This window comes from Acinetobacter sp. GSS19 (assembly GCF_028621895.1).
In the GTDB taxonomy this organism is placed as follows: Bacteria; Pseudomonadota; Gammaproteobacteria; order Pseudomonadales; family Moraxellaceae; genus Acinetobacter.
Genome location: NZ_CP117520.1, coordinates 680,990 through 693,280 on the forward strand (window position 1 = coordinate 680,990; position 12,291 = coordinate 693,280).

11 protein-coding genes, 2 tRNA genes and 1 other RNA gene are annotated in these 12,291 nt (G+C 44.0%); 9 read left to right on the forward strand and 5 right to left on the reverse strand.

What is annotated here, in order from left to right; translation table 11 throughout:
• Nucleotides 1–54 precede the first annotated feature (54 nt).
• Together PGW99_RS03390 and PGW99_RS03395 are read right to left on the reverse strand one after the other, a co-directional pair.
• Nucleotides 55–1,941: a DNA primase gene (locus PGW99_RS03390; protein ID WP_273778702.1), complete on the reverse strand. Its 1,887-nt coding sequence runs from the start codon at nt 1,939–1,941 to the stop codon at nt 55–57.
• Nucleotides 1,942–2,185: 244 nt separating this feature from the next.
• Nucleotides 2,186–3,169 carry an outer membrane protein assembly factor BamD gene (locus tag PGW99_RS03395; protein WP_273778703.1) on the reverse strand — a complete coding sequence of 328 codons (984 nt, stop codon included), beginning with the start codon at nt 3,167–3,169 and terminating at the stop codon, nt 2,186–2,188.
• Nucleotides 3,170–3,240: 71 nt separating this feature from the next.
• Here PGW99_RS03395 and rluD point away from each other — a divergent pair, with 71 nt between their 5' ends.
• Genes rluD through PGW99_RS03410 form a run of 3 tightly spaced genes read left to right on the forward strand, consistent with a single transcriptional unit; the run spans nt 3,241 to nt 5,651 of the window.
• Entirely contained in the window at nt 3,241–4,293 is a 1,053-nt protein-coding gene (gene rluD / locus PGW99_RS03400; protein ID WP_273778704.1) for a 23S rRNA pseudouridine(1911/1915/1917) synthase RluD, read from the forward strand.
• A gap of 17 nt (nt 4,294–4,310) precedes the next feature.
• Nucleotides 4,311–5,072 carry a peptidoglycan editing factor PgeF gene (gene pgeF, locus PGW99_RS03405; protein WP_273778705.1) on the forward strand — a complete coding sequence of 254 codons (762 nt, stop codon included), beginning with the start codon at nt 4,311–4,313 and terminating at the stop codon, nt 5,070–5,072.
• A gap of 21 nt (nt 5,073–5,093) precedes the next feature.
• Nucleotides 5,094–5,651, forward strand: a complete 558-nt coding sequence (locus tag PGW99_RS03410) for a flavodoxin family protein (protein ID WP_273778706.1) — start codon at nt 5,094–5,096, stop codon at nt 5,649–5,651.
• 39 nt (nt 5,652–5,690) lie between these two features.
• Here the strand turns inward: PGW99_RS03410 and smpB are convergent, their stop codons facing one another.
• The gene (gene smpB / locus PGW99_RS03415; RefSeq protein ID WP_273778707.1) at nt 5,691–6,167 is read right to left on the reverse strand and encodes an SsrA-binding protein SmpB; all 477 of its coding nucleotides are present in this window, start codon (nt 6,165–6,167) and stop codon (nt 5,691–5,693) included.
• Nucleotides 6,168–6,314: 147 nt separating this feature from the next.
• On the opposite strand from smpB, the gene coaD reads away from it, so the two are divergent.
• The 5 genes from coaD to PGW99_RS03440 all read left to right on the forward strand — a co-directional run bounded on the left by coaD (nt 6,315) and on the right by PGW99_RS03440 (nt 7,929).
• Complete coding sequence (gene coaD, locus PGW99_RS03420; RefSeq protein ID WP_273778708.1) at nt 6,315–6,806, forward strand: pantetheine-phosphate adenylyltransferase; 492 nt, start codon at nt 6,315–6,317, stop codon at nt 6,804–6,806.
• A 1-nt stretch (nt 6,807) separates the two neighbouring features.
• A complete protein-coding gene (locus PGW99_RS03425) occupies nt 6,808–7,077 on the forward strand; it encodes a YfhL family 4Fe-4S dicluster ferredoxin (RefSeq protein WP_273778710.1) in 270 nt (89 codons plus the stop codon).
• A gap of 21 nt (nt 7,078–7,098) precedes the next feature.
• Nucleotides 7,099–7,454: RNase P RNA component class A (rnpB, locus tag PGW99_RS03430), an RNA gene on the forward strand.
• Nucleotides 7,455–7,518: 64 nt separating this feature from the next.
• Nucleotides 7,519–7,595 (forward strand) — tRNA-Met (locus PGW99_RS03435).
• A 257-nt stretch (nt 7,596–7,852) separates the two neighbouring features.
• A tRNA-Met gene (locus PGW99_RS03440) sits at nt 7,853–7,929 on the forward strand.
• Nucleotides 7,930–8,340: 411 nt separating this feature from the next.
• Here the strand turns inward: PGW99_RS03440 and PGW99_RS03445 are convergent.
• Nucleotides 8,341–9,966: an NAD+ synthase gene (locus PGW99_RS03445; protein WP_273778712.1), complete on the reverse strand. Its 1,626-nt coding sequence runs from the start codon at nt 9,964–9,966 to the stop codon at nt 8,341–8,343.
• Between the two features lie 265 nt (nt 9,967–10,231).
• Here PGW99_RS03445 and PGW99_RS03450 point away from each other — a divergent pair, with 265 nt between their 5' ends.
• Nucleotides 10,232–10,711: a type IV secretion protein Rhs gene (locus PGW99_RS03450; protein WP_273778713.1), complete on the forward strand. Its 480-nt coding sequence runs from the start codon at nt 10,232–10,234 to the stop codon at nt 10,709–10,711.
• Between the two features lie 49 nt (nt 10,712–10,760).
• Here the strand turns inward: PGW99_RS03450 and gltA are convergent, their stop codons facing one another.
• The gene (gltA, locus tag PGW99_RS03455) at nt 10,761–12,038 is read right to left on the reverse strand and encodes a citrate synthase (RefSeq protein WP_273778715.1); all 1,278 of its coding nucleotides are present in this window, start codon (nt 12,036–12,038) and stop codon (nt 10,761–10,763) included.
• Nucleotides 12,039–12,291: the final 253 nt, after the last annotated feature.

Here is a 12,291-nt window from a genome sequence, read left to right on the forward strand (position 1 = left end):
TCAATGAGCGTTTTTGATTTTTACTGATACTTTGAGTTTGAATGCAATGCGAGGTTATGACACCAATCTTAAACTGATTTTTTTGCTGAGTTCATTCAACTGCTGGCGTAAATTACGCGATTCCACCAGAGACAGTGGTGCTTTGAGTTTCTGGCGTAAATACTTTTCCTGTAATCCCATTGCATAATCTGCTGCCAGTTTGTCGGCCATTTCCGGAGCTTGAGTTAGAGCTTCAATATTGGTGCGCTCTATAATATCTGCAATATGCTGGCTATAACCGCTACAGGCACCGAGCACATAATAAGTGGCCAATTCCTGATCCTCTGGCAAATGATCAAAGATACCGTCAAGGATGCTCAGAACATGGGCGAGCAGTTGCTCGGGATCGATAAATGCTCGTAAGGTCTCGAAATGAATATACAAAAAAGGATGATGCATTAGCAACGCAATGGCAAAATCTTCATCCCGGGTCTGAATATTGAAAGACAATGAGGCATCATGATTGACCTGTGGGGTAAAACGTCGGCCTAGTCCGAGTTTTTCCCTGAAGGATTGGGTTAACAAATAACGGAACGAACCTTGTTTCGGCAAGAGATCAGTCAGTTCACGTAAGTCACCCATCACCTGACTTTTACCTTCCGGTGTAGAGATATCATGTTGTTGCGTGAGCTGGGCAAAAATAAAATCGGATAATAAAGGCGACTGCTGTAGCAGGTTCTGGAAATTTTCCAGGCCTTCACGGCGAATGAGCGAGTCGGGGTCATGGTCGGGTGGCAGCACAAAAAACTTCAGTTCACGGCCATCGTTCAGCAAGGGTAAGGTGATTTCTAAGGTGCGTCGTGCGGCTTTCTGCCCCGCAGTATCCCCATCAAAGGCCAGCGTGATGCGTGAGTTTTGTTTGAATAAAATATTCAAATGCTCACTGTTACTGGCCGTGCCCAGTGTGGCGACTGCACCATGCACGCCGTATTGTTGTAATGCAATCACATCCATATAGCCTTCGACCATCATCCAGTCCTGGGCTTTCAGTTTGCGGCCTTCATACAAGCCATACAGCAGCTGATTCTTATGAAACACTTCTGAATCAGGCGAGTTAATATATTTCGGTTTAATTTCATCATTCAGGGCACGACCCCCAAAACCGACCACGCGGCCTTTACTGTCACGAATCGGGAAAATTACTCGATCACGCAGCAGGTCAAAATCACGTCCGTTATCGCTGGTACGAATCAGTCCCAGCAGTTTTAAACCTTCGATATCTTGTGGAAAAGCCTTTTCGAGATGTTGCCAGTCTTCCGGTGCATAACCGAGGCGCCAAAACTGAATGGTTTCAGCTGTCAGACCGCGCTGTTTAAAGTATTGTTGGGCAGTTTTGCTGTTCGGTAATTGCCGTTCATAAAAATGTGCGACATTTTCCAGTAAATCATACAGATTTCCTTCTTGCACAGGCTGGTCGTGCAGGTCAGCCATCGGTTCAAAACCAGCAAAAGGATCATGGAAAGGCTGAAACTGCTCAAAAGGATCATCGACTAGCGGAGGGCTAACCTCGGCAGCAACTGTATCTGTATGCACAGACGTTGTGGTTTTTGTTGCTGCGGGAGTCGGTTTATTTTCGCGTTTATAGGAAAGTCGTTTGGATTCCTGATTGTCTTTAGGCAGTTCTACACCGGCTTGGCTGGCGAGATCTTTCATGACATCGATAAAATTGCGGTTATCAATATCCATCAGGAAACGGATTGCGTTGCCATTAGCCTGACAGCCAAAGCAGTGGTAGTACTGTTTATCACGATAGACGTGAAAAGAGGGGCTTTTTTCCTGATGAAATGGGCAACAGCCGGAATAGGTACGTCCGGTCTTTTTCAATTTCACACGCTGACCAATCAGATCGACAAGGTCAATCCGATCCAGAATCTGATCAATCGTATGCTGAGGAATTGCCATAGGAGATAAACCGTTTAATTTCTATTCTGCTCAAAACCATAAAATCGGAGTAACCCGATATTTTACAGCTGTTGTCTTTCGCTGATATATCATAACAGAATGTACCAGCCTCGTATTGAATCCGAATGGAGAGAATACCCAAGCCGGTTGTTGTCAAATATGCAAGGTATTGAAATAAAAAAAAGGCAAGTGATTTCACTTGCCTTTTGGGTTTTCCTTTCATTTGAGTGAAAAGAAGAATGACTTATTGCGTTGCTGGTAAGGTAGTCGCCGGTTGTTCTGGTTTATCCAGTAAACCAAAGCTTAAACGGTTAATCAGGCTGCGTGATGAATCTTCAGTTGCAGCGGGGTGAGTGGTTTCAACCGTATTCTTTTCACTGCGACCTAAAATCCCGAGCGTCGCACGATTTAGCCAGCTGCCATCTTGACGCGCTGCACGTAAATTGACACTGCCATCCGCTTTCACCAAATGCGGATAATTCAGTTTGAGCAGCTCGATGTATTGTTGTGAAGTCGCACGGTCACCGAGCTTGTCATAGCTATAGGCCAATGTGGCCAAGGCTTCTGGAATTTGTGGGGTTTGTGGATAGTGTTCCACGACCCATTGCGCACGTTCTGTCGCAGCAATCCAGGCTTTACGTTTGATGTTAAAACGTGCCGCGACCATTTCATGTTCAGCCAGTTCCTGACCGATAAACTTCATGCGTTGTGCGGCATCTACGGCATATTGGCTGCTTGGATAACGGCGGATTAAGTCGACAAAGTTTTGATAAGCCAGTTTGATATAGCTAACATCGCGATGAGACTGTTTTAATGAAGTGTAACGCAGCAGACCCGCATAGTTTTGTTCCATGTTTGCTACACCGCGAACATAGTAAGCATAGTCCACATTTGGATGTTGTGGGTTTAACTTGATGAAACGCTCAGCCAGTGCAACGGCATTTTCATAATCTTTCTGTTGGAATTTTACATAGAGCAATTCGAGCTGTGCCTGTTGGGCATAGTTGCTCGTTGGGTAGTAAGTATCGAGCGCTTCGAGTTGTTTTGCCGCTTCAATATATTGACCACGTTCCAATGCTTTTTCTGCATTTTGGATATAAATCTGCTCGCTTGATTGAGGGCCGGTATCCACCACTTCTTTTTTTGGATTGCTGCTACAGCCAGTCATTGCCGTGGCAATACCAAGGGAAACAGCGAGCATTGTCATTTTATAACGTGGTAGCGACATAAAAATTCCTCTGTTATCACGGGCAATGAGCTACAATTGCGCTATTAAACCACTTTTGTCTTAATGATCAAATGACTTCAGCACAATCTTCTAATTCTAATGTCCCTGAAACGATTCTCGATTTAATTGAAGATTCTGAGGATGCAGATAACCATACTTCAGCGCCAACTGCAACCCGTTTATCGTTGCAATTTCAATTGGATGAAAGCTATCTGGGACAGCGCATCGACCAGGTCGCCGCGAGCGTATGGCATGATTTTTCACGCGAAAAACTCAAGCAGTGGCTGAAGGATGGCCATTTGTTGGTAAATGGTAACATCGTCAAACCGAAATATAAGTGTGAGGGTAATGAGCTCTTGACGCTGGATGTCGAACTTGAAGTACAAACCTCTAGCCAGCCGGAAAATATCCCTTTAGACATCGTTTATGAAGATGATGACCTTTTGGTGATCAACAAGCCGGTTGGGATGGTGGTGCATCCAGGGGCGGGGAACTCAAGTGGCACCTTGGTTAATGCATTGCTTTATCATTATCCAAAATCTGCAGAACTGTCACGTGCCGGTTTGGTGCATCGTATTGATAAAGACACCAGTGGTCTGTTGGTTGTGGCTAAAAACCTCGAAACGCAATTTGCCTTGAGTAAACAACTGGCAGATAAATCAGTCTATCGTGTTTATGATCTCGTGGTGTATGGCAATATCATTGCGGGTGGAACAATTGATGAACCCATCAAGCGTCATCCGGTTGACCGAATCAAAATGGCCGTGCTACCGGGCGGTAAAGATGCCGTAACACATTATAATGTTAAAGAGCGTTTCCGTGATTTTACCCGAGTGCAGGCTCAGCTGGAAACTGGACGTACCCATCAGATCCGCGTCCATTTTAGTTATTTGGGTTTTGGCCTGGTCGGTGATTCGGTATATGTCAGTCGAGTGCGTGTACCACCGGGTGCATCTGAATTGCTGATTGAGACTTTGCGTGGTTTTAAACGTCAGGCCTTGCATGCTGCTAAATTGGGTCTGGTTCATCCACGTACTGGTGAGCAGATGCAATTTGAAGCGCCTTGGCCTGCAGATTTTGCACAGTTGATTGATGTATTACGTCAGGAAAATGCGGCTTACTAACTTCGGAGGGGGATGATATGGATTTTGTACAAGGTGTACCCGAGGGCGTATATGTGGGGCAGACCCAGATTCATCATCCTCATGCTTTGCCTGCTTCCCGTCCAGAACTCACAGGATTTAATCTGGCTTTACATGTCAATGATGAGCCAAAGCGCGTGCAACAGCATCGCATGACGCTGTTACAAGAGTTTATCCCTTACGGAGTAGAAAAAATCACCTGGATGACCCAAACCCATAGCACCATTTGTCATACCATCAATGAAAAAATGACCTTTGATGCACTGGAAGGCGATGGTTTGGTCACCCAGCGCAAGGGGCATGCCTTGATGATGATGACAGCAGACTGCTTGCCTGTGGTTTTGGGAAATGCACAGGGCACTGAAGTTGCAAACCTGCATGCCGGCTGGCGCGGTTTGGCTGGCGGGATTATTGAAAACACGATTGCCGCAATGCAGACTCCTCCCGCCTGGGCCTGGTTAGGTGCAGCAATTAGCCAAGCCTGTTTTGAAGTGGGTGCTGAGGTCAAGCAGGCATTCTGTGATAAATATCCGGATGTCGAAGTGGCGTTTATTGCGGGTCATAAACCTGGCAAATTTTATGCTGATTTATATGCTATCGCCGGTTATATCTTAAAAAAGCATGGTGTTGAGCGCGTTCTGGGGGGTGAACAATGTTCCTACCGTCAGGCCGAGGATTATTTTTCCTATCGCCGCAATGCAAACACTGGACGTATGGCAACCTTTGTGTTTATGCGTGAAAATTCTGCTAAAATTGACTAAATATCTTGGTTTTATCTGCTTATGTCTCTATCACCACACACGCTAGCGATTGTTTACCATAGCCCATATGGGCATACGGCAAAAGTGGCCGCTTATATTGCTCAAGGTGCACAAAAGATGGGGGCACAGGTTCATTTGATGTCAATTGAACATTTGGAATGGGAGCAGCTCGATCAGGCACAATGTATCGTATTTGGTTGTCCGACTTATATGGGAAGTGTAACAGCCGACTTTAAAAAGTTTATGGATGCTAGCTCAAAACGCTGGAAAAATCGCACTTGGCAAGGGAAATTGGCCGCTGGTTTTACCAATTCGGGTGGTCTAAGCGGAGATAAGCTTTCGGTATTGCAGCAAATTAACCTGTTTGCCATGCAGCATGGCATGCTGTGGTCAGGTTTACCTTTGATGACCACGGGTTCGCAGGACACCGATCTGAACCGTTTATCTAGTTGTATGGGGTTGATGACGCAATCGGACAATGCACCAGTGGAAATCACACCGCCACAAGGTGATCTCGATACAGCGTTATGGTTTGGTGAATACCTTGCGGGGATTCTAAACCGATTAAAAGCTCTTTGAAAAATGATAGATACAAAAAACCTCCAACAGGAGGTTTTTTTATTTGTGAAAAATGCGAGCCTTGTCGCGCTGCCAATCACGCTCTTTTTCGGAGGCACGTTTGTCATGCAGCTGTTTCCCTTTCACTAGGGCAATTTCAAGTTTGACCAAATGGCCTTTCCAGTAGCAAGCTAAAGGTACACAGGAATAACCTTTCTGATTCACGGCACCCATGAGTTTTTCAATCTCACGGCGTGAAAGTAGCAGCTTACGTGTACGCGTCGCTTCAGGGACCACGTGAGTTGATGCTGAAAGTAATGGCTGGATTTGAGCACCAAACAAAAATGCCTCACCATTTTTAAAAATGACGTAGCTTTCAGTCAAGCTCATACGACCAGCGCGCAGGGATTTTACTTCCCAGCCTTGTAGGGACAGTCCAGCTTCAAATTTTTCTTCAATAAAATAATCGTGGCGTGCGCGTTTATTCTGCGCAATGGTTCCACCATTATGTTTTTTTACGACAGTTGCTTTCGCCATAATCATGCAATTCCAAAGTTGTCACTATTGTGCCCTAAACTCAAGATAAGGTGAAGTTATTTCAAATCAAACAACTTCTTCACTACAAAACAAAAACAACTTTTTGCTAGAATGGAAACCCTCATCAATAGCTTCGAGATTGCAAGGATGTCTAAAACGCGAGTCATTTATCCAGGAACATTTGACCCGATCACGAATGGCCATATCGATTTGGTGACACGGGCAGCAAAAATGTTTGATGAAGTCGTTGTTGCAATCGCGATTGGGCATCATAAAAACCCGATTTTTAGTCTGGAAGAACGTGTTGATTTGGCACAAAAATCACTGAGTCATCTCAGTAATGTTGAATTTATTGGTTTTGATGGTTTGCTGGTCACTCTGTTTAATGAGCAGAAAGCGACGGCAGTATTGCGCGGCTTGCGTGCGGTCTCTGATTTTGAATACGAATTTCAGTTGGCTAATATGAACCGCCAACTTGATGGTAAATATGAAGCGGTTTTTCTGACGCCGTCAGAACAATATTCATTTATCTCATCCACTTTGGTGCGTGAGATTGCCCGCTTAAAAGGTAATGTGACCAAATTTGTTCCTCCTGCCGTTGAACAGGCATTTCAACTTAAACATCAGCAAGGTTGGTAAGGTGTCGTTATATATTACGGATGAATGCATTAACTGCGATGTTTGTGAACCGGTTTGCCCGAATGAAGCAATTTTGATGGGTGAGCTGATCTATGAAATAAATCCTGATCTATGCACTGAATGTGTGGGACATCATGAGCAGCCACAATGCCAGTTATTCTGTCCTGTAGACTGCATTCCAAAAGATCCACAACATGTAGAAACACAAGAGCAGTTACTGGAAAAATATCAACGGCTGATTGCTGAAAAAAGTGCGAGCAATTTGGATTAATCTTTGCTACTATGCGCGCTTGAAGTGGGCTGGACGGTCGCTGCTGTGGAGGTCTTCGTGACTGAAGCAGGGGAGGAAAGTCCGGGCTTCATAGGGCAGGGTGCCAGGTAATGCCTGGGCGGCGTGAGCCGACGGAAAGTGCAGCAGAGAGTAGACCGCCTCATTCGTGAGGTAAGGGTGAAAGGGTGCGGTAAGAGCGCACCGCGTATCTGGTAACAGTATACGGCATGGTAAACCCCACCAGAAGCAAGACCAAATAGGAATCCTGAGGTACGGCCCGTACTGGATTCGGGTAGGTTGCTTGAGCGTACAAGTGATTGTACGCCTAGAGGAATGATCGTTCACGACAGAACCCGGCTTACAGGCCCACTTCAGTGAATTTTCTTATAAATAGTGCTTGACCTTTGCTCAAGAAGCGAAGATAATGCGCGCACAGTTTACGGCTATGTAGCTCAGTTGGTTAGAGCACCGCACTCATAATGCGGGGGTCACAAGTTCAAGTCTCGTCATAGCCACCATTTTATAGATCACGCTCCTGCGTGATCTTTTTTTTTGTGCACTCAATGTCGCGCTGAGGAAGTTAGCTAAAAGTCTTATGAAACTCGTTGGAGAATCTTAAATGATCAAAAATAAGTAAGATGGCTTTAAGAGAATTTATTGAAAAATTGTTTAAAAAATATCTAATTGAAGATGAATTGCTTAAAGCATAGACAGTAATATAGATGGGGTTATTGACGCTGCGATAATAACTTTAGATAATGTGCGCACAGTTTAAGGCTATGTAGCTCAGTTGGTTAGAGCACCGCACTCATAATGCGGGGGTCACAAGTTCAAGTCTCGTCATAGCCACCATATTCTGAAAAAACCACAACCGATTGTTGTGGTTTTTTTATGCCTGCTTTTTTGATTGTATCACGGTGTGGTAAGTGGCTATTCTCGTGCTGTGTATCTATATTTTAGTGCCATCACCGAGGCAGTGGGTCATTCTTGAATGGATCCAATCTTTAAAGATCATTAAAATCCTGAAATTTAATTATTCTAGCCATAAAATTCTACATGTTAGAAATTTTCTATTTCATGATAGATCTGCTGTATGGCGTCGATGTGGCGTGATGATTGAATGTTAAATCCTATTAGGATGGGAAAGTTTGATCTTGTATTTGAGTAATCCTTTCTATATTCACTGATTTGAACTAGAGTTGTTTGGTTTAGCATAAAAAAATCCCCAGCATGAAGCTGGGGATTTTTGCTTTTCAGAGTGAATTATTCGCCTGGTTTCCAGCCATTCACGATTGGATAGCGACGGTCACGGCCAAATGAGCACGAGCTAATTCGTGGACCAATCGCGCCTTGGCGGCGTTTATATTCATTACGGTCCACGAGCTTAATTACTTTTTCGACCACAGCTTGTTCAAAACCTTTCGCGATGATGTCATCTTGGCTCAGATCTTCTTCAATATAAGCATAAAGAATCGCATCGAGTACGTCATAAGCAGGGAGCGAGTCCTGGTCTTTCTGATCTGGGCGAAGCTCTGCAGAAGGTGGACGTGTGATTACACGTTCAGGAATCACTGGTGTTTCACTGATGCTATTGCGGTACTTAGCCAATTCAAACACGATCGTCTTATAAACGTCTTTCAATACTGCAAAGCCACCAACCATATCACCATAAAGGGTGCAGTAACCTACAGATAATTCAGATTTATTACCTGTCGACAGCACGAGGTTGCCGAATTTGTTAGACAATCCCATGAGGAGCGTACCACGTGAACGTGCCTGCAAGTTTTCTTCTGTCGCATCGGCAGGGCTGTTGCCAAAGAATGGATATAGTGTTTGCATAAAACTGTTTACGATCGGGTGAATCTCGGCGATACCAAAGGTGACACCCATGCGTTTAGCTTGCTCGGCAGCATCTTCAATACTGATTTGAGCAGTATAAGTATAGGGCATCATGACGGCTTGAACCTTGTCCGCACCAATCGCATCGACAGCAATCGCCAGAGTCAGGGCTGAATCAATACCACCAGACAAACCAAGAATTACACCCGGGAAGCCAGAGCGTTGCACATAATCACGTGTAGCCATCACCAGCGCTTGATAAATCTCAGCCATAGTGCTGAGTGCCGGAGCGGGTTCAGTCACCTGATAGGCCTTGTTTTCAAGCACATAATCAGTGTAGTAGATTGATTCAATAAAACTTGGTGCTTGTAAAGCGACATCACCATTGTTGTTTAATACAAAACTGGTGCCATCAAAAATCAAGTCATCTTGTCCACCGACTTGGTTGACATAGACGAGATGTAGGTTCAGATGTTTGCTCAACTCGCGCATTGTCGTGACGCGGTGCTGTGGTTTGCCCACTTCATACGGAGAGGCATTCAATACCAGTAAAGTTTCGACATTCAACTTGCTAAGCTGGTTGACTGTGTTAATCGACCACACATCTTCACAAATCAGCACACCAAACTTATGTCCGAGATATTCGAAAATTAGATGCTGATGGCCTTCGATAAAATAACGTTTTTCGTCAAATACGCTATAGTTTGGTAGATTCTGCTTGTTATAAATTCCGAGAATCTCTCCATCTTTCATTACGGCTGCTGAGTTGTAACGTTGGCCTTCTGCAGTAACATTAACAAAACCAAACACCATGATGATATCTTTAACAGCTTTAAGCGCTTCAAAGGCTTTTTCAGTGCGTTTGGCAAGGCTTGGTCGTACCAATAGGTCTTCTGCAGGATAGCCGAGCGTGGAAAGCTCTGGGAAAATAATAATATCCGCATTTTGTTTTTTCGCTTCGTTTGCCTGCTCAATCATTTTTTGAGCGTTCGACGGAATATTGCCAATATGCGGAGAGAACTGAGCAAGGGCAATTTTAAAACTTTTCATTCAAACTTAATCCTATTCCTATAGGTGTGTTACACAACATGTTGATTTTTATGGATATAATTATTCAACATTGTGCAGATGATGACAAAACGACATGCAGTCATAAAATTAGAAATAATGTGCTGGTTACTATATACGAATCCCATGTTTTAGAGAGAGAAAATAACACGATTTTTTTATAGTCGCCTAAAAAAATTACATAGCTAGACTGTTGTAATAGGGTTTGAGTGTGTTCAGATGGATGGTAATAAAAAGGGGGGGAGTAATGTGGAGAATCCTGAGAGGGTTAAAATGTCTATATAGGCGTTTACTGGTGGTCAAAAGTAGAGGATTAACCGTTGGGGAAATTCAGCTGATTCGTTCGGTATTTGGTGATGCTTTGGATGTTGATCGAGTCAAGATCGTGGCTCACCGAGCAATCTTGCGGCACTACGCAATGAGTCCGAATGGCAATATCTATTTTAATCCGGCGGACTGGTGCGAAGACTTTTCAGTCATGCCTTTGGTAAAGCAATCATGGTTTATTCATGAGATGACACATGTCTGGCAGGTACAGCAGGGGGTTGCTGTGGTACGCAAGGCATTGTTGGATCGGCGTTATCGCTATCAACTGCAACCGAATAAGACTTTTCTTAACTATGGAATTGAACAACAGGCACAAATGGTACAGGATTATTTCTTGAAAAAGCACCTCGGCCATGAATGCTCTTCTTATCAGCAGTGTATCCCTTTTTTGCCGATATAAAAAAACCACCCAAGAGGGTGGTTTTTTAAGACTTTTAATTCTTGGAGAATTAACGGCCTTCGATGTCGCGTTGCGTGTAGCCTGTATAAAGCTGACGTGGACGACCAATCTTGTAAGGTGCAGAGTGCATTTCTAACCAGTGGCTGATCCAACCTACTGTACGTGCAAGTGCGAAGATTACAGTAAACATTTCTGTTGGGATACCAATCGCTTTAAGGATGATACCTGAGTAGAAGTCTACGTTTGGATACAAGTTACGTTTTACGAAGTATTCATCAGACAACGCAATACGTTCAAGTTCCATTGCAAGCTCAAGTTGCGGATCGTTAATACCAAGCGCGCTAAGAACTTCGTCACAAGTTTGTTTCATGACTTTAGCACGTGGGTCGAAGTTTTTGTAAACACGGTGACCGAAGCCCATGAGTTTAACTTCTTTAGTTTTAACTTTTTCCATGAACTCAGCAACGTGTTCAACAGAGCCGATTTCATCAAGCATCTTAAGAACAGCTTCGTTCGCACCACCGTGAGCTGGACCCCAAAGTGCAGAGATACCCGCAGAGATACATGCATATGGGTTAGCGCCAGTAGAACCTGCAAGACGTACAGTTGAAGTCGATGCATTTTGTTCGTGGTCAGCATGAAGCGTAAAGATACGGTCCATTGCTTTCGCAAGAATAGGGTTAACTTTGTAGTCTTTGTCTGCTGGAGTAGCAAACATCATGTACAAGAAGTTTTCAGCGTAACTTAAGTCGTTACGTGGGTACATGAATGGTTGACCCACTGTGTACTTGTAGCTCCACGCTGCAAGTGTAGGAATCTTCGCGATCAAGCGGATCGCAGTGATTTCACGGTGGTTCACATCTTCGATGTCAAGGTTGTTGTGATAGAATGCAGAAAGCGCACCAACAACACCCACCATGATCGCCATTGGATGAGCGTCACGACGGAAACCGTTATAGAAGCGGCTCACTTGGTCATGAACCATAGTGTGGTTACGAACTTTAGCGTCAAATTCAGCTTTTTGTTCTGGAGTTGGTAACTCACCGTTCAATAACAAATAGCAAGTTTCGAGGTAATCAGCTTTAGTCGCCAATTGATCAATTGGGTAACCGCGGTGTAAAAGGATACCTTTATTACCGTCGATAAAAGTGATTTTTGACTCGCAAGAAGCAGTTGCCATAAAACCAGGATCAAAAGTGAAATGACCTGCGGCCAACACATCTTTAACGTCAATTACATCTGGGCCCAATGTACCGCTGTAAATTGGTAATTCAATTTCTTTGCCATCAAGCTGTAAAACGGCTTTTTTGCCAGTTGCTTCAGACATTCAATAGATCTCCTGTCCTGGATGAATGTTTATCTGACTCGAAGTACTAAAATCTTCTAATGCGTGAATCAGACGGATCGAAAATTTGCTATAGGATTAGTGAGTGCTGAAATTTTGTCAATTATACTTATGGATAAAAATGACGTGCTCACAGGAGCTTAGTCAATAAACCGGTTAAGGAAAGTCTGAGAAAAATCGCAGCACCGACACAGTATCATAAGTCAAATTATTGGCAAGGTGCAGTAAAAAAAAA